The sequence below is a fragment of the Rhodococcus sp. AH-ZY2 genome (genome assembly GCF_030916465.1).
Lineage (GTDB): Bacteria > Actinomycetota > Actinomycetes > Mycobacteriales > Mycobacteriaceae > Rhodococcus > Rhodococcus ruber.
The window spans coordinates 917,245-944,230 of sequence record NZ_CP126458.1 but is presented as its reverse complement, the minus strand read 5'-3'; the positions used below and the strand labels follow the sequence as shown (position 1 = coordinate 944,230).

Annotated in this window: 26 protein-coding genes; 12 read left to right on the top strand and 14 right to left on the bottom strand. The window is 70.5% G+C overall.

Features of this window, described 5'->3' with window-relative positions:
- Positions 1-37 precede the first annotated feature (37 nt).
- The 3 genes from QNA09_RS05415 to QNA09_RS05405 are packed head-to-tail and all read left to right on the top strand — an operon-like array spanning position 38 to position 3,111.
- The gene (locus tag QNA09_RS05415) at positions 38-1,288 is read left to right on the top strand and encodes an acyl-CoA dehydrogenase family protein (RefSeq protein ID WP_010592870.1); all 1,251 of its coding nucleotides are present in this window, start codon (positions 38-40) and stop codon (positions 1,286-1,288) included.
- A gap of 2 nt (positions 1,289-1,290) precedes the next feature.
- Positions 1,291-2,088, top strand: a complete 798-nt coding sequence (locus tag QNA09_RS05410) for an SDR family oxidoreductase (RefSeq protein ID WP_308072291.1) — start codon at positions 1,291-1,293, stop codon at positions 2,086-2,088.
- Between the two features lie 39 nt (positions 2,089-2,127).
- Positions 2,128-3,111 (top strand): NADPH:quinone oxidoreductase family protein, encoded by a 984-nt coding sequence (locus QNA09_RS05405; protein ID WP_010592873.1) that lies wholly within the window; start codon positions 2,128-2,130, stop codon positions 3,109-3,111.
- A gap of 19 nt (positions 3,112-3,130) precedes the next feature.
- Here the strand turns inward: QNA09_RS05405 and QNA09_RS05400 are convergent, their stop codons facing one another.
- The gene (locus QNA09_RS05400) at positions 3,131-3,718 is read right to left on the bottom strand and encodes an LGFP repeat-containing protein (protein ID WP_010592874.1); all 588 of its coding nucleotides are present in this window, start codon (positions 3,716-3,718) and stop codon (positions 3,131-3,133) included.
- 254 nt (positions 3,719-3,972) lie between these two features.
- On the opposite strand from QNA09_RS05400, the gene QNA09_RS05395 reads away from it, so the two are divergent.
- From QNA09_RS05395 to QNA09_RS05385, 3 genes are read left to right on the top strand one after another with little or no spacing between them, the layout of a single operon-like run.
- Complete coding sequence (locus QNA09_RS05395; protein ID WP_064066188.1) at positions 3,973-5,586, top strand: serine hydrolase; 1,614 nt, start codon at positions 3,973-3,975, stop codon at positions 5,584-5,586.
- Positions 5,583-6,008 (top strand): limonene-1,2-epoxide hydrolase family protein, encoded by a 426-nt coding sequence (locus QNA09_RS05390; RefSeq protein ID WP_010592876.1) that lies wholly within the window; start codon positions 5,583-5,585, stop codon positions 6,006-6,008. The genes QNA09_RS05395 and QNA09_RS05390 overlap by 4 nt, the downstream gene beginning before the upstream one ends.
- Before the next feature lie 52 nt (positions 6,009-6,060).
- On the top strand, positions 6,061-6,471 hold the full coding sequence (locus tag QNA09_RS05385; protein ID WP_010592877.1) for a carboxymuconolactone decarboxylase family protein: 411 nt from the start codon (positions 6,061-6,063) through the stop codon (positions 6,469-6,471).
- 102 nt (positions 6,472-6,573) lie between these two features.
- Here QNA09_RS05385 and QNA09_RS05380 read toward each other — a convergent pair whose 3' ends face one another.
- From QNA09_RS05380 to QNA09_RS05370, 3 genes are all read right to left on the bottom strand, one after another.
- Positions 6,574-7,929, bottom strand: coding sequence for a PhoH family protein (locus tag QNA09_RS05380; protein WP_172603586.1), 1,356 nt, complete (start codon positions 7,927-7,929; stop codon positions 6,574-6,576).
- A gap of 266 nt (positions 7,930-8,195) precedes the next feature.
- Positions 8,196-9,491 (bottom strand): serine hydroxymethyltransferase, encoded by a 1,296-nt coding sequence (gene glyA / locus QNA09_RS05375; RefSeq protein WP_010592879.1) that lies wholly within the window; start codon positions 9,489-9,491, stop codon positions 8,196-8,198.
- Positions 9,492-9,589: 98 nt separating this feature from the next.
- Positions 9,590-10,792 (bottom strand): hypothetical protein, encoded by a 1,203-nt coding sequence (locus QNA09_RS05370; protein ID WP_010592880.1) that lies wholly within the window; start codon positions 10,790-10,792, stop codon positions 9,590-9,592.
- 172 nt (positions 10,793-10,964) lie between these two features.
- Between QNA09_RS05370 and coaA the strand changes: the two genes are divergently transcribed.
- On the top strand, positions 10,965-11,897 hold the full coding sequence (gene coaA / locus QNA09_RS05365; RefSeq protein ID WP_003935077.1) for a type I pantothenate kinase: 933 nt from the start codon (positions 10,965-10,967) through the stop codon (positions 11,895-11,897).
- 61 nt (positions 11,898-11,958) lie between these two features.
- Here the strand turns inward: coaA and QNA09_RS05360 are convergent, their stop codons facing one another.
- Complete coding sequence (locus tag QNA09_RS05360; RefSeq protein ID WP_010592881.1) at positions 11,959-12,726, bottom strand: isoprenyl transferase; 768 nt, start codon at positions 12,724-12,726, stop codon at positions 11,959-11,961.
- A 159-nt stretch (positions 12,727-12,885) separates the two neighbouring features.
- Between QNA09_RS05360 and QNA09_RS05355 the strand changes: the two genes are divergently transcribed.
- Together QNA09_RS05355 and QNA09_RS05350 are read left to right on the top strand one after the other, a co-directional pair.
- The gene (locus QNA09_RS05355; protein WP_119699537.1) at positions 12,886-13,554 is read left to right on the top strand and encodes a hemolysin III family protein; all 669 of its coding nucleotides are present in this window, start codon (positions 12,886-12,888) and stop codon (positions 13,552-13,554) included.
- Between the two features lie 62 nt (positions 13,555-13,616).
- Positions 13,617-14,531 (top strand): mechanosensitive ion channel family protein, encoded by a 915-nt coding sequence (locus QNA09_RS05350; RefSeq protein WP_119699536.1) that lies wholly within the window; start codon positions 13,617-13,619, stop codon positions 14,529-14,531.
- 12 nt (positions 14,532-14,543) lie between these two features.
- On the opposite strand, the gene QNA09_RS05345 is transcribed toward QNA09_RS05350, so the two are convergent.
- The 3 genes from QNA09_RS05345 to mca are packed head-to-tail and all read right to left on the bottom strand — an operon-like array spanning position 14,544 to position 17,732.
- The gene (locus QNA09_RS05345; RefSeq protein WP_048771873.1) at positions 14,544-16,571 is read right to left on the bottom strand and encodes a thioredoxin domain-containing protein; all 2,028 of its coding nucleotides are present in this window, start codon (positions 16,569-16,571) and stop codon (positions 14,544-14,546) included.
- A 10-nt stretch (positions 16,572-16,581) separates the two neighbouring features.
- The gene (locus tag QNA09_RS05340) at positions 16,582-16,857 is read right to left on the bottom strand and encodes a hypothetical protein (RefSeq protein WP_006940388.1); all 276 of its coding nucleotides are present in this window, start codon (positions 16,855-16,857) and stop codon (positions 16,582-16,584) included.
- On the bottom strand, positions 16,854-17,732 hold the full coding sequence (mca, locus tag QNA09_RS05335) for a mycothiol conjugate amidase Mca (RefSeq protein WP_026137642.1): 879 nt from the start codon (positions 17,730-17,732) through the stop codon (positions 16,854-16,856). Before mca ends, QNA09_RS05340 begins: the two co-directional genes overlap by 4 nt.
- Positions 17,733-17,886: 154 nt before the next feature.
- Here mca and QNA09_RS05330 point away from each other — a divergent pair, with 154 nt between their 5' ends.
- Both QNA09_RS05330 and greA read left to right on the top strand, forming a co-directional pair.
- Positions 17,887-18,318, top strand: a complete 432-nt coding sequence (locus tag QNA09_RS05330) for a DUF4307 domain-containing protein (RefSeq protein ID WP_017680284.1) — start codon at positions 17,887-17,889, stop codon at positions 18,316-18,318.
- A gap of 223 nt (positions 18,319-18,541) precedes the next feature.
- Positions 18,542-19,036, top strand: coding sequence for a transcription elongation factor GreA (greA, locus tag QNA09_RS05325; protein ID WP_003935085.1), 495 nt, complete (start codon positions 18,542-18,544; stop codon positions 19,034-19,036).
- An 87-nt stretch (positions 19,037-19,123) separates the two neighbouring features.
- Here the strand turns inward: greA and QNA09_RS05320 are convergent, their stop codons facing one another.
- The 3 genes from QNA09_RS05320 to QNA09_RS05310 form a co-directional block, all read right to left on the bottom strand.
- Entirely contained in the window at positions 19,124-20,521 is a 1,398-nt protein-coding gene (locus tag QNA09_RS05320) for a bifunctional lytic transglycosylase/C40 family peptidase (protein ID WP_026137643.1), read from the bottom strand.
- A 198-nt stretch (positions 20,522-20,719) separates the two neighbouring features.
- Positions 20,720-21,874, bottom strand: a complete 1,155-nt coding sequence (locus tag QNA09_RS05315; protein ID WP_040274557.1) for a cystathionine gamma-synthase — start codon at positions 21,872-21,874, stop codon at positions 20,720-20,722.
- Positions 21,875-21,945: 71 nt separating this feature from the next.
- Positions 21,946-23,331, bottom strand: a complete 1,386-nt coding sequence (locus QNA09_RS05310; RefSeq protein ID WP_040274555.1) for a cystathionine beta-synthase — start codon at positions 23,329-23,331, stop codon at positions 21,946-21,948.
- 133 nt (positions 23,332-23,464) lie between these two features.
- Between QNA09_RS05310 and QNA09_RS05305 the strand changes: the two genes are divergently transcribed.
- Positions 23,465-24,427 carry an SGNH/GDSL hydrolase family protein gene (locus QNA09_RS05305; protein WP_040274553.1) on the top strand — a complete coding sequence of 321 codons (963 nt, stop codon included), beginning with the start codon at positions 23,465-23,467 and terminating at the stop codon, positions 24,425-24,427.
- Here QNA09_RS05305 and QNA09_RS05300 read toward each other — a convergent pair.
- The 3 genes from QNA09_RS05300 to QNA09_RS05290 form a co-directional block, all read right to left on the bottom strand.
- On the bottom strand, positions 24,424-25,275 hold the full coding sequence (locus QNA09_RS05300; RefSeq protein WP_202637511.1) for a Bax inhibitor-1/YccA family protein: 852 nt from the start codon (positions 25,273-25,275) through the stop codon (positions 24,424-24,426). The genes QNA09_RS05305 and QNA09_RS05300 overlap by 4 nt on opposite strands.
- Positions 25,276-25,370: 95 nt before the next feature.
- On the bottom strand, positions 25,371-26,516 hold the full coding sequence (locus QNA09_RS05295; protein ID WP_059174839.1) for a class I SAM-dependent methyltransferase: 1,146 nt from the start codon (positions 26,514-26,516) through the stop codon (positions 25,371-25,373).
- A complete protein-coding gene (locus QNA09_RS05290) occupies positions 26,510-26,869 on the bottom strand; it encodes a hypothetical protein (protein ID WP_119699534.1) in 360 nt (119 codons plus the stop codon). Before QNA09_RS05290 ends, QNA09_RS05295 begins: the two co-directional genes overlap by 7 nt.
- Positions 26,870-26,986: the final 117 nt, after the last annotated feature.

The window sequence follows — 26,986 nt, the reverse complement described above, 5'->3', positions numbered from 1 at the left end:
CCCCAGCCCTGCCCCTCCCCTTCCGCCAGGAGTGACCATGTCGGTCTACGAAATGTCCGAACGCACCGTGCAGTACCGCGACGCCCTCCTCGCCTTCATGGACGAGCACGTCTACCCCGCCGAGTCGGTGTACGAGGAACAGATGCGCGCCTCCGGGGACCCGCACTTCCAGCCCCCGATCCTCGAGGAACTCAAGGCCGAGGCCCGCCGGCGCGGCCTGTGGAACCTGTTCCACCCCCACCCCGACTGGGGCCCGGGCCTGACCAACCTCGAGTACGCCCCCCTCGCCGAGATCATGGGCCGCAGCCACATCGCCTCCGAGGCGTGCAACTGCAACGCACCCGACACCGGCAACATGGAGGTGCTCACCCTCTTCGGGACCGACGAGCACAAGGAGAAGTACCTGCGCCCGCTGCTCGACGGCACGATGGCCTCGGCGTTCGCGATGACCGAACCCGCCGTCGCCAGCTCCGACGCCACCAACATCGAGCTGTCCATGGTCCGGGACGGCGACGAGTACGTCCTCAACGGGCGCAAGTGGTTCGCCTCCAACGCGATGCACAAGAACTGCAAGGTCCTCATCGTCATGGGCAAGACCGACCCCACGGCGGCCCCGCACCGCCAGCAGTCGATGATGGTGGTGCCCATCGACGCTCCCGGCGTGACCGTCGTGCGCAACCTCCCGGTCTTCGGTTACGCCGACCGCGAGGGCCACGCCGAGATCACCTTCGAGAACGTGCGGGTGCCGAGCAAGGACGTGCTCGCCGGCGAGGGCGAGGGCTTCGCGATCAGCCAGGCCCGCCTCGGCCCCGGCCGCATCCACCACTGCATGCGCGCCATCGGCATGGCCGAGCGAGCCCTCGAACTGCTGTGCCGGCGCGCGTCGAGCCGGGTCACGTTCGGTCAGCCCGTGAGCGAGCGCGCCAACATCCAGGACTGGATCGCCGAGGCCCGGATCGAGATCGAGATGACACGGCTGCTCACGCTCAAGGCTGCCCACCTGATGGACACCGTCGGCAACAAGCAGGCCCGGATGGAGATCGCCGCGATCAAGGTCGCCGCCCCGGCGATGGCGCTGAAGATCATCGACCGCGCCATCCAGGTGCACGGCGGCGGAGGCGTCACCGACGACTTCCCGCTCGCCATGATGTACGCGCACATGCGCACCCTGCGCCTGGCCGACGGCCCCGACGAGGTGCACAAGCGGTCCATCGCCGTCGCCGAACTGCGCAAGTACCGCACCGCTCCCGCCGCCTCGGTCAACGGCCACAAGGTGACGGTGGGCTGACGATGACCGGACTCGATCTGACCGGCCGCACCGCGATCGTCACCGGCGCCTCCCGCGGTATCGGGCTGGCCGTCGCCCGGGACCTCGCAGCGGCCGGCGCGAACGTGGTGCTCACCTCCCGCAAGCAGGACGCGGCCGACGCCGCGGCCGCCCAGGTCACCGCGGCCGGGGTGCGCGGCACGGCACTCGGCGTCGGCGCGCATGCGGTCGACGAGGACGCGGCCCGGAGGTGCGTCGACCTCACCGTCGAGCGGTTCGGGCGCCTGGACATCCTGGTCAACAATGCCGGCACCAACCCCGCGTTCGGTCCGGTGCTCGCCCAGGACCACGCACGTTTCGCCAAGACCTTCGACGTCAACCTCTGGGGTCCGGTGCTGTGGACCTCACTGGCCGTGCAGGCGTGGATGGGCGAGCACGGCGGAGCAGTGGTCAACACCGCCTCCATCGGAGGGATGGCACCCGAGGCGAACATCGGCCTGTACAACGCCTCGAAGGCGGCACTGATCCACCTCACCCGCCAGCTCGCCCTGGAACTGGCGCCGCGGGTGCGGGTCAACGCCGTCGCCCCGGGTGTCGTGCGCACCCGTCTCGCCGAAGCCCTCTGGAAGGACCACGAGGACCGGCTCGAGGCGGTCCTGCCGCTCGGCAGGATCGGCGAGCCGGCCGACATCGCCTCGGCGGTGGCCTTTCTCGCCTCCGACGCCGCGAGCTGGATCACCGGCGAGACCCTCGTCGTCGACGGCGGCGCGATGCTCGGCACCGCCGCCGCAGCGGAGGCTGGCGTCGCCGTCGCCCCGTGAGCGCACCCCGCACACCGAACTCGATGGAAAGGTAATCCCATGAAGGCCTGGCGAATTCACGAAGTGGGCGAGCCCAAGGAAGCGCTGCAACTCGTCGACGTCCCCGATCCGGAGGCAGGCCCCGGACGGCTCGTGGTGCGCGTCGCCGCGACGCCGGCCAACTTCCCCGACGTGCTGCTGTGCCGCGGGCAGTACCAGATGAAGCCGGAACTGCCCTTCACCCCCGGCGTCGAACTGGCCGGGACGGTCGTCGCGGTCGGCGAGGGCGTCACCCGCTTCGCCGTCGGCGACCGGATCATCGGCAATCCCGAGTTCCCCTTCGGCGGTTTCGCCGAGCTCGCCGTGGTTCCGGAGGAGGACGCCTACCGCGCCCCGGCGTCCCTCGACGACGCCGAAGCGTCGGCGTTGTCGATCGGATACCAGACGTCGTGGTTCGCCCTGCACCGGCGCACCCAGCTGCGGGCCGGGGAGACCCTGCTCGTGCACGCCGCGGCCGGCGGCGTCGGCAGTGCCGCAGTGCAACTCGGCAAGGCCGCCGGCGCCACCGTCATCGGTGTCGTCGGCGGCGCCGAGAAGGCCGACTACTGCCGGGCCCTCGGCGCCGACGTCGTCGTCGACCGGCACCGCGAAGACTTCGTCGACGTCGTCAAGGACGTCACCGCGGGTCGCGGTGCGGACGTGGTCTACGACCCGGTCGGCGGCGACTCGTACAGCCGCTCCACCAAGTGCATCGCGTTCGAGGGCCGCATCCTGGTGATCGGGTTCGCCGGTGGCACCATCCCGCAACCGGCGTTGAACCACGCGCTCATCAAGAACTACTCGATCATCGGCCTGCACTGGGGCCTGTACCGGCAGTACAACCGTGCCGCGATCGAGGCCTGCCACGAGGAACTGTGCCGCCTCGCCGACGACGGCGCCATCCGACCGCTGATCAGCGAGCGACTCTCCCTCGACGACGTCGCCGACGGCGTGGCCCGCCTCGGCGACGGGCACACCGTGGGCCGGCTCGTCTTCCAGCCGTGACCGGCCGCATCCGGACGGGCTACTTCGGGATCACCTGCGTCGCACCGTCGACATAGGTGATGGTGCCCATCTCGAACTCGCTCTCGAGCCCGTTCGGGATGGGCCGCTCGTCGCTGATGGGGAATCCGAGTTCGCCACCCGCACCGCCCTGGGCCTCCCAGGCGGTGCGGATCTCGCCCCACACCACGTGCGCGTCGGTGTCGGGGCTCCAGGCGACGATGCCGCCCTCGAACTCCGCGACGTAGCCGTCGCCGACATCCTGCTGATCCGCGGTCGGTGCGCCCAGCGGGCTGTCGGCACCGCCGATCTCGTTGTACTTCGCCAGAATCGGCCCGCTGATGGTGTACTCGCCGCCGCCCGCACCCGGCAGGGTCGTCGTCTCCTCGACGGAGGCGCCCGGCTCCGTGTTCTCGGCCCCGGTGGCGCCCTCGACCGCGGACTCCGCGGCGGACGTCGCGCGCTCGACTGCCGATTCCGCCGCGCTGGTCACGCCGGCCACGGCGTCCTCGGCGCTGGTGCCGTCGTCGCTGCTGCAGCCGGCCAGGACCAGTCCCGCGGCAGCGGCGGCCGCGGCCACGGTGGCGGTGCGACGGGCTCGTCTGTTCATGGCATCCTCCTCGGAGATCGGGCACCGGTGTCTCGACGCTAGCGAGTGGCCCCGGGCCCCGGGCGGTTTCCGTCCGGACCTGCCCGCGGCCCTGCGCCGCACGCCGGCGTCGGCGCTGGTCGTCGCGGTGACCCCGGCCCCGCGCCCGGACGTCACGGTTGCACAACGATCGTCGTTGCGGGGCCCGAGGCTTCGAGAGTCTTCCGCGCACCGAGCCGGGGGCATACCATGCGACGGACGAGAAAGGCCGTGACATGCGCGCACCCCGTCGTCGCCGGATCGGCGCCGCCCTCGCCCTCGTGGCGATCCTGTCGGCTGCCTGCGTCTCGGTCGACACCGCCGACTCTCCGGCGTCCTCGGCGCCGGCCTCGCCGGAAGCCCAGTCCCTCTCTCCCCCGCAGGTCGCAGGCATCGACATCCCGGACGGACAGGTCGACGACGCTGTCGCTCGCCTCGACGACCTCGCCCGGGAGCTGATGGATCGGACCGGCATTCCCGGAATGGCGGTGGCGGTCGTGCACCGCGGTGAGATCGTGTACGCGGAGGGGTTCGGGGTGCGCGAGGCCGGCCGCGACGGTGCGGTGGACGCCGACACCGTCTTCCAACTGGCCTCGATGTCCAAGCCGCTCGGCGCCACCGTCGTCGCCCGCCAGGTCGGCGAGGGCGTGATCGGCTGGGACACTCCGGTGGTCGAACGCCTGCCGGGGTTCGCGCTCGCGGACCCGTACGTGACCAGCCGGGTGACCGTCGGCGATCTCTACGCCCATCGTTCCGGACTTCCCGACCACGCCGGCGACGAACTCGAGGACCTCGGTTTCGACCGCGAGCAGGTGTTCGACCGGTTCCGCCTGCTGCCGCTCGGGCCGTTCCGTGATTCGTACGAGTACACCAACTTCGGGCTCACCGCCGCGGCACAGGCGGTCGCCGACGCGTCCGGCGCCGAGTGGGCGGACCTGTCGCAGCGGGCGTTGTACGAGCCTCTCGGAATGACTTCCACCAGTTCCCGATTCGAGGACTACGAGGCCCGGCCCAATCGGGCCGTCGGCCATCAGCTCGTCGACGGCGACTACGTCGCGCGCGCCGTCCGCGATCCCGACGCGCAGTCCCCGGCCGGCGGGGTGAGCGCCTCGGTCACCGATGTCGCGCGGTGGCTGACGATGCTGCTCGGCGACGGCGAGTACCAGGGCCGCCGCATCGTCGACGCGGACGCCCTGCTCCCGGCGGTGTCCCCGCAGGCCGTGGCGAGCCCGCCGGGCACCGTCGACAGCCGGGCGGGGTTCTACGGGTACGGGTTCAACGTGGGCACGAGCCCCGCCGGGCGCGTGACGCTGAGCCACTCCGGGGCGTTCGCGCTGGGCGCCGCGACCGCGTTCACCGCGATCCCGTCGGCGGACGTCGCGATCGTCGCGCTCACCAACGCCGCCCCGATCGGGGTGCCGGAAACCCTCGCCGCCGAGTTCACCGATCTCGTGCAGTTCGGGGAGATCCGGGAGGACTGGACCGACCTGTACGAGCAGCGCTTCGCCACGTTCGACGACCCGAAGGGCTCGCTCGTCGGGCGCACCGCCCCGACGAACCCCACCCCCGCCCGTCCGCTCGGGCAGTACACCGGCGCCTACACCAGCGAGTACTACGGTCCCGCGCGGATCGACGAACGCGAGGGCGCCCTGGTGCTCACCATCGGTCCCGCCGAACAGACCTACCGGCTCGACCACTGGGACGGCGACGTGTTCACCTTCCCGATCGAGGGCGGTGAGAACGCCCCGGACGGGACGGTCTCCACCGCCACCTTCACCCCGGACGGCGTCACGTTCGAATACTGGAACGAGAACGGCCTGGGAACCTTCACCCGAACAGGAGCGTCATGACCGCACCCGAAACCGTCGCGGACGAGAAGTCCGTCGCCGTCGTCCGCGAATTCCTCGACGCGATGGTCGCCGAGGACATGGAACGAGCCACCGCCCTCCTCGACCCGGACATCGCCTGGCACAACACGTCGCTGCCGACCGTGCGGGGCCTGCCCCGGGTGCGGCGCATCCTCGAGGGCCTGCGCCGGCCGTCGCTGGGCTTCGACGTCGTCGTCCACCACATCGCCGCGACCGGAAACGTGGTGCTCACCGAGCGCACCGACGTCATGCGCGTCGGCCCGGTGTCCGTCCGGTTCTGGGTGTGCGGCACCTTCGAGCTGCGCGACGGGAAGATCACGGTGTGGGACGACCACTACAACGTCGGCACACTCGTCGGCGCCACGGGTGCCGGCGTCCTCCGGGCGGTGCTGCGCCGGTCGTAGAATCTCCTCGGCCGTCGAACCGTTCGACGGCGACGACGCAGGGAGCACGACGATGACCGACGCCGACCGGACGCCCGCGTTCGAGGCCGGAGTCCGGGTCCGCAGCGAGGTGATGGGCGCCGACTTCGTCGAGCGAGCCTTCGACCGCGCCCGCGGCACCGACGCCGAGGAGATGCAGGAGTTCGTCACCGAGCACGTATGGGGCTCGGTGTGGACCCGGCCGGGACTCGACCGTCGCAGCCGCAGCCTGCTCAACCTCGGCATGCTGATCGCGCTGCGCGCGGAGAACGAGCTGCGCGGGCACGTGCGCGGCGCCCTGCGGAACGGATTGACCCGCACCGAGATCGTCGAGGCGGTCATCCACGCGGGCGCCTACTGCGGCGCCCCGGCCGGCCTGGCCGCGATGCGCGTCGTCCAGGAAGTCCTCGAGGCCGAACTCGGTCCGCGCCCCGAGCAGGACTGACCCGCCGCCGCGGTGTGAACGGCGTTGGTGGTGGGCCGAATGTCACATTGCGTCGATGACATCGACGCAATGTGACATTCGGTCACCACCGGGCAGCCGGCCTCAGGCGCCGGGTGCGAACTCCTCGAGCATCTCCGTCACGAGCGCCGCGATCGGCGAACGCTCACTGCGGGTCAAGGTGACATGCGCGAAAAGCGGGTGCCCCTTGAGCTTCTCGATCACCGCAGCGACGCCGTCGTAGCGGCCCACCCTGAGGTTGTCGCGCTGGGCGACGTCGTGGGTGAGCACCACCCGTGACCCGGCGCCGAGGCGGGAGAGCACGGTGAGCAGCACGTTGCGCTCGAGGGACTGCGCCTCGTCGACGATCACGAACGAGTCGTGCAGCGACCGGCCCCGGATATGGGTCAGCGGAAGCACTTCGAGCATGCCCCGGCTGATGACCTCGTCCATCACCTCCGGGCTCGCAAGGCCGTCGAGGGTGTCGAACACGGCCTGCGCCCACGGCCCCATCTTCTCGCTCTCGCTGCCGGGGAGATAGCCGAGTTCCTGTCCTCCGACGGCGTACAGCGGCCGGAACACCACGACCTTGCGCTGGGTGCGCCGCTCCAGCACGGCCTCGAGACCCGCGGTCAGGGCCAGTGCCGACTTACCCGTGCCCGCCTTACCGCCGAGCGAGACGATGCCGACGGACTCGTCGAGCAGCAGGTCCAGCGCCACCCGTTGCTCCGCGGAACGCCCGTGCAACCCGAACGCCTCCCGGTCTCCGCGCACCAGCTGCACCCGCTTGTCCGGCGTGACCCGGCCCAGCGCGCTGGACGAGCCGCCCAGCAGACGGATCCCGGTGTGGCACGGCAGATCCCTCGCGGTGTCGAGGTCGACGATGCCCTCGGCGAACAGGTCGTCGATCAGCGTCCGGTCCACCTCGAGTTCGGTCATGCCGGTCCAGCCCGACGTCACCACGTCCTGGGCGTGGTACTCGTCGGCGCTGAGCCCGACGGCGCCGGCCTTGACCCGGAGCGGGATGTCCTTGCTGACCAGCACCACGTCGTGCCCGTCGCCGGCGAGGTTCAGCGCGCACGCCAGGATCCGGGAATCGTTGGTCTCGGTGCGGAATCCGGCCGGCAGCACCTGCGGGTCGGTGTGGTTGAGCTCGACGTGCAGGGTGCCTCCCGCGTCCCCGATGGGAATGGGCTGATCGAGCCGCCCGTGCTGCAGGCGCAGGTCGTCGAGCAGCCGCAACGATTCCCTCGCGAACCAACCCAGTTCGTGATGGTGCCGCTTGCCTTCGAGTTCGCCGATCACGACGAGGGGTAGCACCACTTCGTGCTCGGCGAAGCGGGTCACCGCCCACGGATCGGAGAGCAACACGGAGGTGTCCAGCACGTAGGTGCGCACATCGGGTTTCTTCGCCGGGGTCCGGCCGGAGCGGCGGGCGGGGACGGAGCGTGTTGCAGTCACGTGAGGCTCCTAGGCCTGTGTAGCACCACACAGACTTCGTTCGATGGGCCGGTCGAACCTGGTGTCCACGAGGGACACGAGGGCCGGGTGCCGGCCCCTCGCTCTGTCTGTCACAGTCACGATCAGGACCTCCCGCGTAGCCGGCAACTGCGCCGTCTACACCCCCGACGCTAACGCCGACACGCCCCGTTCGCTCGACGAGCGAAGAGGCGTGTCGGTGAAGATTGGGTAAACGTGGCAATCCCGGCACGTGCCGGGAGCCGCGCCTAGATCAGTTTCCAGTCCTCGAGACCCTGGTACAGCGGCGCGGCGGCGGCGAGCGCGCTCACCCGGCCGCGCAGCGCCGCGGCGTCGGATGCACCCGTCAGTGCGGCCGCGATGATGTCGGCGACCTCGGTGAACTGCTCGTCCCCGAAGCCGCGGGTGGCCAGCGCCGGGGTGCCGATGCGCAGGCCGGAGGTGACCATCGGGGGACGCGGGTCGAACGGCACCGCGTTGCGGTTGACCGTGATGCCGATCTCGTGCAGCAGGTCCTCGCCCTGCTGGCCGTCGAGCTGCGAATTACGCAGGTCGACGAGGACGAGGTGCACATCGGTGCCGCCGGTCAGCACGGTGATGCCCTTGTCGGTGACGTCGGACTGCATCAGCCGCTCGGCGAGGATCTGCGCGCCGGAGACGGTCCGGCGCTGCCGGTCCTTGAACTCCTCGCTCGCGGCGATCTTCAGCGCGGCGGCCTTCGCGGCGATGACGTGCATGAGCGGGCCGCCCTGCTGGCCCGGGAACACCGCGGAGTTGATCTTCTTGGCCCACTCCTGCTTTGCGAGGATCAGACCCGAGCGCGGACCGCCGAGGGTCTTGTGGACGGTGGTGGACACGACGTCCGCGTACGGCACCGGCGACGGGTGCAGCCCGGCGGCGACGAGACCGGCGAAGTGCGCCATGTCGACCCACAGGTAGGCACCGACCTCGTCGGCGATGGAGCGGAACGCCGCGAAGTCCTCGTGCCGCGGGTACGCGGACCATCCGGCGACGATGACCTTCGGCTTCTCGGCCAGCGCGATCGAGCGGACCTCGTCCATGTCGACGCGGTGGTCCTCCTTGCTGACCCCGTAGGACGCGACGTCGTACAGCTTGCCGGAGAAGTTCAGCTTCATGCCGTGGGTCAGGTGCCCGCCGTGGGCGAGGTCGAGCCCCAGCAGCTTCTCGCCCGGGTTCATCAGCGCCATCAGCACGGCCGCATTGGCCTGCGCCCCCGAGTGGGGCTGGACGTTCGCGAACTCGGCGCCGAACAGTTCCTTGGCGCGGGTGCGGGCGAGGTCCTCGACGATGTCGACGTTCTCGCAGCCGCCGTAGTAGCGGCGTCCCGGGTATCCCTCGGCGTACTTGTTGGTGAGCACGCTGCCCTGCGCCTGGAGCACCGCGCGCGGCACGAAGTTCTCCGACGCGATCATCTCGAGCGTGTCACGCTGGCGCGACAGCTCGCCGGCCATGGCCTGCGCCAGCTCGGGGTCGAGATCTGCGAGCGAGGCGGTGTTGACGTCGGTGCCGGGCACAACGGTCATCGAGGTTTCTCCAAGCTGGGGACGGCGGGAATTCACCTACCAGTCTACGAACCCGACCCCCGGTCCAGGAACCCGGTCCCCTCGGGCGACGGCGCAGGTCACGACTGCTCGCACCGCAGGACGCCGGGCACCAGGGGTTCGTCGAGCAGGCGACGGAACCGTTCGACGCGTTCCGGGCCCGCCGGGGCCTGCGCCAGCCAGCCGCCGAGCAGGCGGTACCCCTCGACGTAGGTGCTGATGTAGGCGCGCCACAACGGCGACGACAGGAAGCGGAGCGACTGCCGGGCCCGTTCCGGACTCGACAACGACCACCGCTGCAGGAAGGCGACGACCTCGTCGCCGGTGCGTCCCCGGTCGTGCAGGAGCAGAGCGGCGTCCTGGCGGACGCTCAGCAACCCGGCCGACGCCTCGTGCAGCTTCTCGGCGAGCTCACCGTCGAACCGCAGGCCCAGGTCGGCGTAGATGTCCTGCGCCCACCGCCCCCAGCCCGGTCCGACGATCGTCTCCAGCGCGAGGTCTGCCAGTCCCTCGGCCATGAGGCACTGCGGGGTGTTCACGACGAAGAGGGTCTGCTCGTCGTGCCCCCCGGCGACCAGTCCGGCCTCCTTGCGGCAATGTTCGGTGTGGTGGCCGGGATAGGACTCGTGCGCGATCAGCCGCGGCAGGTGCGACATGTGCTGGTCGAGATCGGAGTTGATCGCGACGCGGGAGCGGTAGCGGCCCAGGTAGTAGTTGAACCCGGACCACGGCTTGTCGCCGACCACCTCGTACTCGACGGTTTCGGTCTCGGGTAGCGGGAACACCGCGCGGACCTTGTCGCGCAGGGCGCTCGAGAATGCGTCCACGCACTCGGCGAGGCGGTCGGCAGGGACGACCTCGGACTTGCGGTGGGCCTGCAGCCGCTCGGCCAGCGGGCCAGTGCCGGGCAGCAGCGCGTCGATCCGCCGGTGGGCGTCGCGGTACGCGTCCTCGTCGCCCAGGCCGATACGCACGTCGAAGTAGGCCTCGACCTCCTCGACGAAGGCGATGTCCTCGCCGGCGAACTTGCGGGCCGAGCAGTCGAGGGCGCGCAGGTGCACGTCGAGGAAGCGGGTGCGCTCACCGGAGAGCCCCGTCGCGGGCAGCTCGGCACGCAGCCGCCGTGCGGTGTGGGACAAGTCACGAGGGTCCGGGGCCGGCGCGTTCTCCACCCGGCGACGCAGCTCCGGGTCGCCGGTGAAGGCGTCGACGAAACCCTCCTCGAGCCGGTCGAACGCCAAGCCGAGCAGGAGGTATTCACGCACCAGCGAGTCCGGGTCCATGCCCTCGCACCCTAGTCCCCCGAACCGGCCCCCGGCCCGTCGGCGACCCCGGAAACCGGACCCCGCGCAGCGAGCGGATGTGTCAGCGAGCACAATCGGCCGATATGGACATCCTTCGCTGCGAGCCATACCCGGGGTGTGCCGCCGGGCCCGTCGAGTCGGGAGTGTGCCGGTGGCGCGTTTGAGCGAGCCGAGTCCGTACGTCGAGTTCGACCGCAAGCAGTGGCGGACGCTGCGCAAGTCGACGCCGCTGGTGCTGACCGAGGAGGAGCTGCGCGGCCTGCGGGGCCTCGGCGAGCAGATCGATCTGGCGGAGGTGGCGGAGGTGTACCTCCCGCTGGCCCGTCTGATCCATCTGCAGGTCGCCGCACGACAGCGACTGTTCGCCGCGACCGCCACGTTCCTCGGCGAGAAGCATCCGGACCAGCAGGTGCCGTTCGTGATCGGAGTGGCCGGCTCGGTCGCGGTCGGCAAGTCGACCACGGCGCGCGTGCTGCAGGCACTGCTGGCGCGCTGGGAACACCACCCTCGGGTGGACCTGGTGACCACCGACGGCTTCCTGTACTCGTCCCGGGAGCTGATGCGACGGAACATCATGCATCGCAAGGGGTTTCCGGAGAGTTACGATCGGCGCAAACTGCTCCGGTTCGTCACCGAGGTCAAGTCCGGCGCCGCGGAGGTGGCGGCCCCGGTGTACTCGCACATCTCCTACGACATCATCCCGGGCCAGTATCACGTGGTGCGGCAACCGGACATCCTCATCATCGAGGGCCTGAACGTCCTGCAGACCGGTCCGCGGCTGATGGTGTCGGACCTGTTCGACTTCTCGATCTACGTCGACGCCCGCCTCGAGGACATCGAGAAATGGTATGTGGAGCGGTTTCTCGCGCTCCGCAAGACGGCGTTCTCCGATCCCGAGGCGCATTTCCACCACTACGCGAACCTGTCGGACCGCGACGCCGTGGGCGCCGCGAAGGAGATCTGGCACTCGATCAACCGGCCGAACCTGGTGGAGAACATCCTGCCGACGCGGCCGCGCGCAACGCTGGTCCTGCGCAAGGACTCCGACCATTCGATCAACCGTCTGCGCCTGCGCAAGCTGTAGGCGGCTTCGCCGCCGGTGCGTCCTTTGGGCTGCGGGGACAGCCCAAAGGACGCACCGGCGGTTAGGCGCCGAAGCGGCGGTGCCGCGCCGCGAAGTCGCGCAGCGCGCGCAGGAAGTCGACGCGCCGGAACTCCGGCCAGTAGGCCTCGGTGAACCAGATCTCGGAGTACGCGCTCTGCCACAGCAGGAAGCCCGAGAGCCGTTGCTCGCCGGAGGTCCGGATGACCAGGTCGGGGTCGGGCTGCCCCGAGGTGTAGAGATGATCGCTGATGGCCTCGACCGTGACGGCCTCGACCAGGCCCTCGCCGTCGAGCCCCTCGCGCTGCTTGGCCCGCAGCAGAGCCTGCACGGCGTCGGCGATCTCCTGCCGGCCGCCGTAGCCGACCGCGACGTTGACGTGGGTGCCGGTCCGGCCCTGTGTCCGCTCGGCGGCCTCGCTCAGGCGCCGGCTCAGTTCGTCCGGCAGCAGGTCGAGCGTGCCGACGATCTTCACGCTCCAGTTCTGTTCCGGGCCCGAGATCTCCTCGACGACGTCGGTGATGATCTCGAGCAGCGCCTCGAGCTCCTCGGGTTCACGCTGCAGATTCTCCGTGGAGAGCAGGTAGATGGTGGCCCGCTCGATGCCGGCGGCATCGCACCAGCTCAGCAGTTCGGCGATCTTGAGTGCGCCCATGCGGTGCCCGTGACTGACGTCGGTGAACCCGTTCTCGCGGGCCCAGCGACGGTTGCCGTCGCACATCACGGCGACGTGCCGGGGGTGCTGGGCGCCGTCCAGCTTGCTCAGCAGCCGTCGTTCGTAGAGCTGGTACAGCAGGCCGCGCGCGTTCACCCCGAGATCACCACGCGGGTCACATTACGCTCACGATGTCCTCCGGGCGCGACGGCGGTCGGGTGCGTCCCTCGAACGCGGCTCCCCGCCCCCGCCCCGACACGCCGAGAAAGTTACGGAAGCGTAGGTTACTCTTCGGTACCGAAGGGAGGCCCGGCCATGACGGTATTCGGGATCGACGAACTGCCCGTGAAGCCGCGGATGCGCGGCTGGATCCATCTGTGGGCGTTCGGCGTGGCCGTGGTGGCCGGCGCCGTGCTGGTGGTCCTGTCGCAGACCGTGGCCGATCCACCCGCGGGCTGGTCGACGGTGATCTACAGCCTCACCGTCTGCGGCGTGTTCGGCGTGAGCGCCCTCTACCACCGGGTCCACTGGCACGACCCGCGAGCGCGCACGTGGATGAAACGCGCGGACCATTCGATGATCTTCCTGTTCATCGCCGGTAGCTACACCCCGTTCGCCACGCTGGCACTGCCCCCGGAAACCGGTCGCATGCTGCTGACGGTGGTGTGGACCGGGGCCCTCGCCGGCGTGGCCCTGAAGATGCTCTGGCCCACCGCGCCACGCTGGGTGGGCGTCCCGCTGTACCTGCTGCTCGGCTGGGCGATCGTCCCCGTCGCCGGCCAGCTGACCGACGAGGCGGGCATCGTCCCCATGGTGCTGCTGCTGGTCGGGGGAATCCTCTACAGCATCGGCGCGATCCTCTACGCCACGAAGTGGCCCGACCCGTGGCCGCACGTCTTCGGCTACCACGAGTTCTTCCATGCGGCGACGGTGCTCGCCGCCCTCTGCCATGCCGTCGCCGTGTGGCTGGTGGTGTTCGGGTAAACCCGATCGGACGAAGATCACATCGGTGGCAGCCACGTCACGGATCCGTAGACTCGGCCGGGATGATTGTTCAGCGACTGGCATTCGAATTGACCGACACCAACCGTGAGTGGCTCGTCGAGCGGCCGCTGGCGATCGCGGGATACGTCCTGGTGGCGCTCATCCTGAGGTTCGTGCTGCACCGGTTCATCGACCGGATGACGAAGCCGCGGCACCAGAGCAGCAAGCCCGGCCTGCTCCGCCCCTTCCAGGAACGCGCCCCGAAGGGCCTGCCGGGTGTGCTGGTCAACGAGCGGCGCACGCAGCGCGCCGAGACGATCGGCTCGGTGCTCGAGTCCGGCGTCTCCGTCGTGCTGCTCGTCTGGTGCGTCCTGCAGATACTCGGCACCCTCGGACTCAACGTCGCACCGTTCATCGCCTCCGCCGGCATCGTCGGCGTCGCGCTCGGTTTCGGTGCGCAGAACCTGGTGCGTGACTTCATCTCCGGGATGTTCATGCTGCTCGAGGACCAGTACGGCGTCGGCGACGTCGTCGACCTGGGCGACGCGGTCGGCACCGTGGAATCGGTCGGCCTGCGGGTCACCACCGTCCGCGACATCAGCGGCACCCTCTGGTACTGCCGCAACGGCGAGATCCTGCGCGTGGGGAACATGAGCCAGGGTTACGCCGTCGCCGTCGTCGACGCCCCCATCGCGCACGCCGCCAACGTGCACCGGGCGTGCGAGGTGGCGCTGCGCGCCGCGCTCGAGACCGTCGAACGCGACGACCTGGCCCGCGACATCCTCGAGCCGCCCGAGATGCTCGGCGTCAACTCCGTCACCCCCGAATCGGTGACGCTGCGGATCACCGTGCGCACCCGTGCCGGCAAGCAGTGGGCCGTGCAGCGCGCGATCGCCCGCGCCGTGCTCGAGGCGTTCGACGACAACAGCATCGATGCCCCGCTGCCGGCACTGCTGACCTCGTCCCGCGCCGGCTGAGACCCGGATCGCTCAGGCCGAGAGCGCCGCGCGCAGTTCGGCCGCCGTCGTGACGGGCCGGTCGCACACGTATCCGCGGCACACGTACGCCGCCGGACGTCCGTCGACCAGCGGTCGGTCGGCCAGCAACGGTGACGAGTCCGGATCCCCGCCGACCACGACGGCGCCGCCGGGAGCTGCCTGCCGCGCGACGGCGAGCAGTTCGCCGCCGCCGACCGCCGCCACCTGGACGGGTCCGCGCACCGCCGCCTCGGCGACGGCCAGCCAGTGCCCGGCCGAACGCGGCGCCCGTTCGAGAAGCACCACCGCGGACCGCAGCGACGCGTCCGCCGCATCCGTGTACCGCGGGTCCTCGGGCACGACCGCGGCGAGGGTGAGCAGGGCTTCGCAGATCAGCGCCGCCCCCGACGGGGTGGCGCTGTCGATCGGATCCCGCGGCCGCGCCACCAGGGTTTCGGCATCGTCGGCGGTGTCGAACCAACTACCGGGCCGTGCCGGATCCTGGAAATGGGTCAGCGCCACGTCGGCGAGCTCCCGGGCCGGGCTCAGCCACGCGGCGTCACCCGTCGCCTGGTACACCGCGAGCAGGGCGGTGACGAGGGCGCCGTAGTCCTCGAGCACACCCGCCGGGGCACCGACCGTGCCGCCGAGGGAGGCCCGTCGCAGCCGTCCGTCCACCACGTGCAGGTCGAGCAGTGCCCGCGCGCAGTCGACGGCCGCCTCGACCCAGTCGGCCCGACCGGACGCGGCGCCGGCCTCGGCCAGCGCGGTGATCGCGAAACCGTTCCACGCCGTGACGACCTTGTCGTCGCGGCCGGGTTGCGGACGCTGCAGCCGGGCGGCGAACAGCTCGGCCCGCACCCGCTCGTAGCGTTCGGCATCGTCCGGCTCGGCGAGCAGCTGCAGCACCGACGAGCCGTGTTCGAAGGTGCCGGCGCCGGTCACGGTGAACAGCTCGGCCGCCCACTGCGCGTCGTCGTCACCGAGGACCTCGGCCAGCTGCGCGGGTGTCCACACGTAGGTCAGGCCCTCGACCCCGTCGGTGTCGGCGTCGAGCGCCGAAGCGAAGCATCGTCCGGCGGTGCGCAGGTCCCGCAGCAGGAACTCGACGGTCTCCTCGGTGACCCGTCGCACCCAGGGCGCCGACGTCCGTCGCGCGAGGTGCGCGTACATCCGCAGCAGCAGCGCGTTGTCGTAGAGCATCTTCTCGAAGTGCGGAACCACCCACCCGGCGTCGACGCTGTAGCGGGCGAAACCGCCGGCCAGCTGGTCGTAGATGCCGCCGCGCGCCATCGCCTCGGCCGTCCGTTCGACGAGGGAGAGCACGGCCGGGTTCCCGCTGCGCTCGTATCCGCGCAGCAGGCCCTCGAGCAGCGCGGACGGCGGAAACTTCGGGGCGCCCCCGAACCCGCCGTGCACCGCGTCCTCGTCGGCGGCGACGGAGGCGTCGGCGGCATCGAGCAGGGCGGCGTCCACCGGCCGCTCGCCGGGCGCGAGCCCGCCGCTGCCGCGGCGCAGTTCCGAGACGATCGCCACGGCGGAGCGGTGCACGTCTGCGCGACGGTTGCGCCAGGTGTCGGAGATCGCCTCGAGCAGCTGGGCGAACGACGGCATGCCGCCGCGCGGCATCTTCGGGTAGTAGGTGCCGCAGTAGAACGGAGCACCGTCCGGGGTGAGGAAGCACGTCATCGGCCAGCCGCCCTGCCCGGTCATCGCGACGGTGGCGTTCATGTAGATCGCGTCGATGTCCGGGCGTTCCTCCCGGTCGACCTTGATGCACACGAAGTGCTCGTTCATCGACGCGGCGGTGGCCTCGTCCTCGAACGACTCGTGCGCCATCACGTGGCACCAGTGGCACGCCGCGTACCCCACGGAGAGCAGAACCGGCACGTCCCGCTCGCGGGCCCAGCTCAGCGCCTCCTCGCCCCACTGGTGCCAGTGCACCGGATTGTCGGCGTGCTGCCGCAGGTAGGGGCTGGTCGCCTCGCCGAGGGTGTTCCGGTGGCGGGTGTCGGGCGCCGAGGCCTCCGGGGGTGTCACGACGCGTCCGTCAGTTCGTGGCCATCGGGGGCTGGGGGTGGTCGGGTTTGCGGCTCTCCGCGGCCCCGCGATCGGTCCCCTCGTCCGCGGCCTGGTCCGGCTCGGGGTGCTCGGGCTCGAACGTCTCCGGCAGCTTGCCGAGCCGCTTGTTCATCGAGCGGATCAGCAGGGCGGTGGCCACGAGCAGGATCACGATGAGCGCGAGACCGAGCGGCGACGCCTTGCCGAATTCGGGGCCGGTGGGGTCCTGGGCCAGGACCTCGGCCGCCAGCATGCCTACCGTCATCTCACCTGTCCGTCCTCGATGCCCGCGAACAGATCCGTTTCGGGGATCGCCGTGTGCACGCGGGTCTTGGCCAATTCGAATTCTTCCGTCGGCCACACCTTCTGCTGGATGTCCAGCGGCACGGCGAAGAAGGAGCCGTTGGGATCGATCTGCGTCGCGTGGGCGCGGAGCGCGTCGTCCCGCTTCGGGAAGTAGTCGCTGCAGGTGATCTGCGTGGTCACCCGCGCCATGATGTCGCCCTGCTCGGTGCGCCACCGCTTGAGCCATTCCTCCATCGGGAACGGCTCGCCCCGCCGCTCGTACTCCTCGCGGAACAGCTCCAGGCGCTTGCGGATGAACCCGTGCGAGTAGTACAGCTTCTGCACCTTCCACGCCGGTCCGGCCTCGGGGAAGCGGTCCGGGTCACCGGCCGCCTCGTACGCCGCGACGGACACCTCGTGGCACCGGATGTGGTCGGGGTGCGGGTAGCCGCCGTTCTCGTCGTACGTGGTCATCACGTGCGGCCGGAACTCCCGGATCACCTCGACGAGCTTGCGGGTCGGTTCCTCGAGCGGCACCAGCGCGAAGCACCCCTCGGGCAGCGGCGGCTTCGGGTCGCCCTCCGGCAGCCCCGAGTCGACGAACCCGAGCCACCGCTGCTGCACCCCCAGGATGCGGGCGGCCGCGGCCATCTCCTCGCGCCGGACCTCGGGCATGCGGTCCCGGATCCCGGGGATGTCCATCGCGGGGTTGAGAATGTCGCCGCGTTCACCCCCGGTCAGGGTGACCACCAGCACCTCGTGCCCTTCCGCGGCATAGCGGGCCGTCGTGGCGGCACCCTTGCTCGACTCGTCATCGGGATGGGCATGCACGGCCATGAGCCGTAGTCCGCTCACGTCTTTCCTCCACCTCGCCGTCGGCTGCATCGTCGCTACCCGGACCACCGGCACTGCGGGCCGGTGTCCTGGGTTCCTCCCCTATAGTTCCACCTGACACGTCCCTCGTCAGCCACGCCCCCGCTGCGCCCGCGGGTGCACGAAAGTAAGTGTGATGACCGACACCACCCCGACCGACCGCTACCCGACCGACCGCTACCCGGCGACGGGCGGATCCCGCCGCACCTGGCTGTGGGCACTGGTCGCCGTCGGGCTCGTCGCCGGGGTGCTCGCGGCGTTCCTGCTCTACCAGAAGTTCGGCACCCCGGACATCGAGAGCGAGGTCGTCACCTACACCGTCGTCGACGACTCGACCGTGCAGGTGCAGTTCACCGTGACGCGGAAGGACCCGTCGCAGGAGGCGGTGTGCATCATCCGCTCGCGGTCGAAGGACGGATCCGAGACGGGCCGGCGCGAGGTGCTGATCCCGTCGTCCGAGTCCGGCACCCTGCTGATGGACGCGCCGGTGGTCACGTCGCAGCGGCCGGGCATGGCGGACATGTACGGCTGCAGCTTCGAGGTGCCCGAATACCTGCGCGCGCACTGACCGCACGCTGCGGATTCCGTGGTCGCGACCACGTTGGTGCTAGAATTGCCTGATACACGGTTCCACCCTTTGGGGCCGTGTATTGCTGCATAGGAAGCAGTGCGGTCCTGTTCGCCACTGGCTTGGGGGGAACGTTCGAGGGATCCGCGTTGCCGTCGTCGCTGCGAGTTGCGGCGACCAGTCGACGGAGCCGGGAGCTCCAACCCGAAGGAAGTGATCGAGGATGACCGAGACCCAGGTGACCTGGCTGACACAGGAGTCGTACGACCGACTCAAGGCAGAACTCGACCAGCTCATCGCGAATCGTCCCGTCATCGCGGCCGAGATCAACGAGCGCCGCGAGGAGGGCGACCTCAAGGAGAACGGTGGATACCACGCCGCTCGCGAGGAGCAGGGTCAGCAAGAGGCCCGGATTCGTCAGCTGCAGGAACTGCTGAACAACGCGAAGGTCGGTGTCGCGCCCACGCAGTCCGGCGTCGCGCTGCCCGGCTCGGTCGTCACGGTCTACTACGACGGCGACGAAAGCGACAAGGAGACGTTCCTCATCGCCACCCGCGAGGAGGGCGCCCGGGGCAACGAGATCGAGATCTACTCCCCCAGCTCCCCGCTGGGCGGTGCCCTGATCGACGCGAAGGTCGGCGAGACCCGCGAGTACACGCTCCCCAACGGCAGCACCATGAAGGTGACGCTCGTCAGCGCGGAGCCGTACCACAGCTGACCGACGGCGAGCCGTCGTGCGGCTCGACCGACATGCGAGAAGGGTCCGACCGGCGCCTCCGGTCGGACCCTTCTCGCGTACGTCACCTCAGATCAGACGGCGGGCCTTCATGCCGGGGAAGACCGCGCCGACGCGCACCACGTCTCCGAACGTCGGGGCATGCACCATCTGGCCGCCGCCGATGTAGATGCCCACGTGCCCGGGTCCGTCGGACTGCCAGTTTCCGAACACCAGATCTCCCGGCCGGGCCAGTTCGATCGGAATCTCGGTGCCGACCCGCCACTGCGTCTGCGACGTACGCGGCAACGTCACCCCCGTCGCCGCGTACACCGCGTACGACGTCAGGCCCGAACAGTCGAACCCGCCGCCGGACGGACCGTTGATGTTGCCGCCGCCCCACACATACGGCAGCCCCAGATACCGGAACGCCAGATCCACCACCCGGTTGCCGGTCTCGGTCATCCCCGGCAACCCGAGCCCGAAGAACGGGGAGAGCAGCCGCGCGAACACCATCTCGGTCGCCCGGATCTTCGCCACGTACGGCTTGGTCTGGTTCTCGTAGTCCGGTAGGCCGGACGGCATGCCCCCGGATCGGCGCACGGCCCCGAGACCGGCGTTGTACGCCGCGAGCGTGAGGTCGAGAGTGTCGCCGCGCACCACCCCCTGTGCCTTCCACTGCTCGATCTGCCGGTAGTTGTCGCACAGCAGATTCCCGGACGCCATCACCGGGTCGGCGATGCCGAGCACGTCGGCCCGCCCGTCCCCGTCGGCGTCCTTGCCGTAGGCATCCCACGTACCGGGCATGAACTGCCCCGGCCCCTTCGCACCCACCGGCGAGACGGGGGCGCTCGGTCCGTACCGGAAACCGTTCTCCGCCGAATACAACGCCGCCAGCACCGGCGCCCCGACCCCCTCGCACAACTTCCCGGCCTTGCGCAGCCACGGCGCGAACACCGCGATCGCCCCGATCGGCGCCAGGTTCGTGCCGGGCAGGATCGCCGGGATCGACGGCAACGTCACCGCCGCGCCGCCGGTCCCCACCCCGCCCGGTGCCGACCCCCACGCACCGCTGCCCGTCGCAGCGCCGGGGGCGGGGGCGCCGAACACGGACGGCCGCCCCGCCGGCGCGGCCGGGGCCAGCACCGACGGCGCCTGCGGGGGCGCGGCCTGTACCGGATTCTCGGCCGGTGGTTCGAGCACCGCGACCGCCTCCGGCGGCAGATGCGGCATCAGCGCGTCCTTCGCGGCCGACGTCGCATCCGCCACGGCCTGCTCGGCGGCCGGGCGCATCGGCTCGGGCAGCGCCGCGACGAGGTCGGTGACCTGCTGATCGGTGGCCGCGGCCGACGATTCGGCGGACGCCTGGAACGACTCGATCACCTGCGTGACCTGTTCCTCCAGATGCTCCGGGATGTCCACTCCCTGTACCAGGGCGCTCGCCGCCGTGGCTACCGCCACAATCACCGCCGACGGGTCAACTGACATTCGCGAACTCCCCATCCCTCTGACGAACGACTTCACCGTACTGTGTGATCTCGATCACCGATGCGGTTCGTTACATCCATATCATATATATGCGAGAACGCGTTCTAGTTCCGGACTTGTGACGCGCCACACACACGGGACTTGAAGTTACAGCAACATGGTCGTCGCCGCTCGCACACCCGGCCGGCCGACGCCCCGTCAGGCCGTGAGCGCCTGCTCGACGTCCGCGAGGAGGTCGGCGGCATCCTCGATACCCACCGACAGGCGCACCAGATCGTCCGGAACCTCGAGCAGCGACCCGGCCGTCGAGGCGTGCGTCATCGCGCCCGGGTGCTCGATCAGCGACTCCACACCCCCGAGGGACTCCGCGAGCGTGAAGATCTCGGTGCGTGCGCAGAAGTCGAGGGCGGCCTGCTTGCCCCCGGCCAGACGCAGCGAGATCATGCCGCCGAACCGGCGCATCTGCTTCGAGGCGACGGCGTGATCCGGATGCGACTCGTGGCCGGGGTAGATCACCCGGGTGACGGCGGGATGCCCGTCGAGCAACTCGACGATCTTCTCGGCGTTGTCGCTGTGCCGTTCCATGCGCAGGGCCAGCGTCTTGATACCGCGCATCGTCAGGTACGCGTCGAACGGGCCCGGGACGGCGCCCGCGCCGTTCTGCAGGAACGCGAACTTCGCGTCCAGCTCCTCGTCGTTCGTCACCAGCGCACCACCGACGACGTCGGAGTGGCCGCCGAGGTACTTGGTGGTCGAGTGCAGCGCGACGTCGGCACCCAGGGTCAGCGGCTGCTGCAGGTACGGCGACGCGAACGTGTTGTCGACGACGATCTTCGCCCCACCGGTGTGCGCGACGTCGGCGAGTGCCGCGATGTCGCCGATGTTGAGCAGGGGGTTCGTCGGGGTCTCGACCCACACCAGTTTGGTGGTGGGCCGCATCGCCTCTCGCACGGCGTCGACGTCGGAGATCGGCGCCGGCGTGTACTCGATGCCCCACTGCGTGAACACCTTGTCGATCAGCCGGAAGGTGCCGCCGTAGGCGTCGTTGGGGATGACGAGATGATCGCCGGGGCGCAGCACCGAACGCAGCAGGCAGTCGGTGGCGGCCATGCCGGAACTGAAGGCCCGGCCGAACGTTCCCGCCTCGATGGCCGCGAGATTCGCCTCGAGCGGCTTGCGGGTGGGGTTGCCGGTGCGGGCGTACTCGAAGCCGCCGCGCATCCCACCGACGCCGTCCTGCGCGAACGTCGAACTCGCATAGATGGGGACGTTGACGGCACCGGTGGCCGGGTCGGGATCGTATCCGGCGTGGATCGCTCGGGTGGAGAATCCGTGGCTGCGCTGCTCACTCATGCGGCTCAGCCTAGCCGCGGGACGGAAGGACGGCGGGCCGGGGAAGGCTCCCCGGCCCGCCGCCGCAGCCGTTACGAACCGGCGCTGATGAACCCGAGCAGGTCGTGGCGGGTGATCACGCCCACGGGCTTGCCGTCGTCGATGACCAGCAGCGCGTCGGTATCGCCGAACGCCTTCGTGGCGGCGGCGATCGACTCGCCGACCCCGATCAGCGGCAGGGTCGGGCTCATGTGCTTCGCGACGGGGTCGGCCAGCCGCGCGCGGCCCTCGAAGACGGCGCTGAGCAGTTCCCGCTCGCTGACGCTGCCCGCGACCTCACCGGCGGTGACGGGCGGCTCGGCGCCCACGACCGGCATCTGCGAGACACCGTATTCGCGCAGGATCTCGATGGCGTCGCGGACCGTCTCGGACGGATGCGTGTGCACCAGCGCGGGCAGCTCGCCGGACTTGCTGCGCAGGACGTCGCCGACGGTCGAATCGTCGGGCTTGCCGTCGAGCGGGGCCCGCAGGAAGCCGTACGAGGCCATCCACTTGTCGTTGAAGATCTTCGACATGTAGCCGCGGCCACCGTCGGGCAGCAGCACCACGACGAGGGCGTCCGGCCCCTCACGCTCGGCGACCCGCAGGGCGGCGACGACGGCCATGCCGCACGACCCGCCGACGAGCAGGCCCTCCTCGCGGGCGAGCCGGCGGGTCATGTCGAACGAGTCGGCGTCGGAGACGGCGATGATCTCGTCGGGGATCGACGGGTCGTAGGCGCTGGGCCAGAAGTCCTCGCCGACGCCCTCGACGAGGTACGGACGGCCGGTGCCGCCGGAGTACACGGAGCCCTCCGGGTCGGCGCCGATCACCTTGACCTTGCCGCCCGAGACCTCCTTGAGGTAGCGGCCGGTGCCGGTGATGGTGCCACCGGTGCCGACGCCGGCGACGAAGTGGGTCACCTTGCCGTCGGTGTCGCGCCAGATCTCGGGACCGGTGGTCTCGTAGTGGCTCTCCGGACCGGCCGGGTTGGAGTACTGGTCCGGCTTCCATCCACCCGGCAGTTCACGGGCGAGACGATCGGAGACGGTGTAGTAGCTGTCGGGGTGCTCCGGGGGGACCGCGGTCGGGCACACCACGACCTCGGCCCCGTACGCGCGCAGCACGTTGCGCTTGTCCTCGCTGACCTTGTCGGGGCACACGAACACGCACTTGTAGCCGCGCTGCTGGGCGACGAGCGCGAGACCGATCCCCGTGTTGCCGGAGGTCGGTTCGACGATGGTGCCGCCCGGCTTCAGTGCACCGGACTTCTCGGCGGCATCGACCATCTTGACGGCGATGCGGTCCTTCGAGCTGCCGCCCGGGTTGAGGTACTCGATCTTTGCCGCGACCACGCCCGAACCCGGTGTCGTCACCGAGTTGAGCTTGACCAGCGGGGTGTTTCCGATGAGGTCGACGACGGAATCCGCGATGCGCATTCCTCCATGGTCTCAGATGCCGGTACCCGACGGCGTTCCGGCTGCTCGAGCGGCGGATTCGACGCACACTGGACACGGCAACCTCAGGGCCGTCTGCAACTCCAGGGCCGTCTGCTCGGAAAGGTGATCTCCCGTGCCCCGAACCTCGTGGCGCACCGCGGCGTTGGCCGGCGCGACGGCCGTCGCCGCCGGCTCCGGCGCCGGCGGCGCCTCCTGGCTCACGTACACGTACCTGATGCGCCAGGCGACGGTAGCGAGAGGTGTCATCGGCCGTACCTGGGCGAAGCCGCCCGAGGCGGACGGGGTGTACCTGCCCGGAGCGCAGTCCCCGGTGCCGTGGCGCCGCGGCGTGCCGTTCGACCTGCACCTGATGATCTTCGGGGATTCGACGGCGGCCGGCCTGGGCTGCGCGAGCGCGGCGGAGGTGCCGGGAGTGCTGCTGGCCAGGGCGCTGGCCGACGAGTCGGGCCGCAGCGTCCGGCTCGGTACGAAGGCCATCGCCGGCGCCACGTCGCGGGGACTGGCCGGGCAGGTCGACGCGATGTACGTGGCGGGTCCGCCGCCCGACGCGGCCGTGATCCTGGTCGGGGCCAACGACGTGACCGCGAAACTGTCGCTGCACCGCTCGGCACAGCGACTGGGCTCGGCGGTGCGGCGTCTGCGCACGAGCGGCGCCGTCGTCGTCGTCGGTACGTGTCCCGATCTGGGGGTGGTCGGTGCGATTCCCCAGCCGCTGCGAACCGTGGTACGGACGTGGGGGCGGCAACTGGCCCGCGCGCAGGCCGCGGCGACGCGCGCGGCCGGCGGGCAGCCGGTGCCGCTGGCCGACCTGCTGACGCCCGAGTTCCTGTCCGCGCCCGACCACCTGTTCTCCGCGGACGGATTTCATCCCTCGGCCGCGGGATACGAGCTTGCAGCCGGTCACCTGCTGCCGGTGCTGGCCGCCGGGCTCGGTCTCTGGTCCGGCGGCCCGGTGCCGGTGCCGCCGCAGACGTCGGCGGCCGCGCGGCTGTGGCTGCCCCGGACACGCCGCGGGCCCCGGGAACGGGTGTTCCCGGGGCCCGCGGTCGGCACGGTGGCCGGAGAGCTGGGCTAGTCGTTCTGGAAGTACGACAGCAGGCGCAGGATCTCGACGTACAGCCAGACCAGGGTGACGGTCAGACCGAAGGCGACGCCCCATGCGGCCTTCTCCGGCGCCTGGGCGCGGATGAGCTGATCGGCGGCGTCGAAGTCCAGCAGGAAGCTGAACGCGGCGATGCCGATGCAGACGAGGCTGAAGACGATCGCCAGGGTGCCGCCGTCGCGCAGGCCGAGGCCGCCGTCGATGAAGAAGCTCGCAACGAGGTTGCCCAGCGCCAGGACGAGGACGCCGATCAGGGCGCCGATGATCATGCGGGTCAGGCGCGGGGTCACGCGGATCGCCCCGGTGCGGTAGACGACGAGCATGCCGAAGAACACGCCGAACGTGCCGAGCACCGCCTGGACGATCAGGGTTCCGCCACCGGCGCCACCGAAGGTGATGTCGGTGAACATGAACGAGAGCGCGCCGAGGAAGAAGCCCTCGGCCACGGCATAGGCCAAGACGATGGCCGGGTTGTCCATCTTGCGGCCGAAGGTGGCCACGAGGACCAGGACCAGGCCGATGAGACCGCCGCCGATGACGAACGGCGCGGCGAGGTTCACGTTGCCGTTGACGAGGACGTAGGAGATCAGCGCGGAGACCGCCAGCACACCGAGTGTGATGCCGGTCTTGGTGACGACGTCGTCGATCGTCATCGACCGCTCGGTGGTGGGCCGGGCCCACGGATCCGTCGGCGCGTACTGCGGCTGGCCGAATTGCTGGGTGACCTGCGCGGCGCCCGCCGTCGCAGAGCCGAACGTGGCGTATCCGCCGCCCTCTTGCTTGGGCAGGTTGCGGAACACCGGGTTACTGGTGGTGCGCACCGTGCACATCCCTTCTGGTGGTCGGTTCTGTCCGTTCAACGATCCGCGGACGCCGGGGGTTCCCGGACCCGAGCCGAGCACGGACAAACCGGACTCTACCGGGTGCGCACGGACCTGGTCACGGTGAACTTACGGTTGCGTCCTGCAACTTCCGTGCGGCCGATCGTCCGCTGCAGGATCCCACGGTAGTTCAGGTGGGTGTTGTAGACGGCCCACAGTTCACCGCCCGGACGCAGCAGCCGGGCCGCCGCGTCGAACATTTTCACGGCGGCACCGGTGTGCACCGCGGCGCCGACGTGGAACGGCGGATTGCACAGCACCACGTCCACGGAGGCATCCGGCAGCGTCCCGGCGACGTCGTCGCGCAGTACCTCGACCCGGTCGGCGACGTCGTTCGCGGCGGCGGTGGCGGCGGCCGAGGCGACCGCCGCAGCGGACTGGTCGGTGGCGGTCACCCGCAGGCCGGGGAACTGCCGGGCCGCGGCGACGGCCAGGATGCCCGTGCCGCAGCCGAGGTCGACGGCGGTCCTCGCGTCACGCGGCAGCCGGGGCACGAAGTCCAGCAGGAAGCGGGTGCCGATGTCCAGGCGAGGGCCGGCGAACGCCGCTCCGTGCGCGACGACGGTCAGCCCGGCCTCGGGCACCGTGCCGGTCACCGGGTAGGTCGGCTCGGTCGCGATCGGGCCGCGGGCGGTGAGCACCCGCGACTTCTGCCGGCCGCGGGAGGCGCGTACCTCCGTGAAGCAGCGGGCCAATACCTCGTTCATCGCGGGCGTGATGTGTTTGTCGCGGCCACCGGCGAACACCGTGACGCCGGGGTCGGCGTACCGGGCGACGGTCTCGGCGATCTCGGTGAGCGCGGCGAGCGACCGCGGCAACTGCAGCAGCACCACCCGGGCCCCGGTGAGCAGATCGCTACCGAGGTCGTGCGTGGTGTAACGATCGGTCAGTCCTTCGCGGGCGGCGTTCGCGGCCAGGGCCCGCTCCCCCACCACCGAGTCCTGGTGAACCCGGATCCCTGACGCGGAGTGCCGCACGGCGACGCCGAGGGTGAGGGCTCCGTAGTGGTCGTCGATCACCGCGACGGTCCCGGCCGGCGCCGCGGCGAGCGCGGCGCCGGCCTCGTCGAGAATCAACCTGTCGGCGGCGTCGACGGCCACCAGATTGGGCGCCTCCACATCGGGGAGGCGCCGCAACCGGGCGAACAGCTCGTCGCCGGCAGCGGGGTCGCCGGTCAGCACTGCCCCTTGCCGGCATTCTCGATGGCGCGCAGGGTGTCGGCCTGCTGCTCCTCGCTCAGCTCCGCCCACCCCGGCAGCGACTTCTGCGCGTCGGCGACGGAGGCGGCGGCCTGGGTACGGTCCTGCCCCCAGGATTCGAGCTGGTCGAAGTACGGCACGAGGGCGCCGCAGATCTCGTCGTAGCTCTGGCCCAGCTCGATGCCCGTGCTTCCGGTGACCTGGCTCGTGCTCGGCGCGGCGGTGGTGGACTCGGTGGTCCCCTCGGCTGCGGAGCCGGAGTCACCGGACGATCCGCAGGCCGCCGCGAGCAGCACCGCACCCGTACCGAACAGCGCCGCGAGAGTCTTCTTCATCGTTTCCCAATTCCGATCGCAGTGTCGTTTCCCGGAAGATCCGGCCGTCGTTGCCGGGAGCCCCGGCCGGACAACGGTAATGGAGAACCGGCGATCCATCCGTGTCGTGCCCGCCAC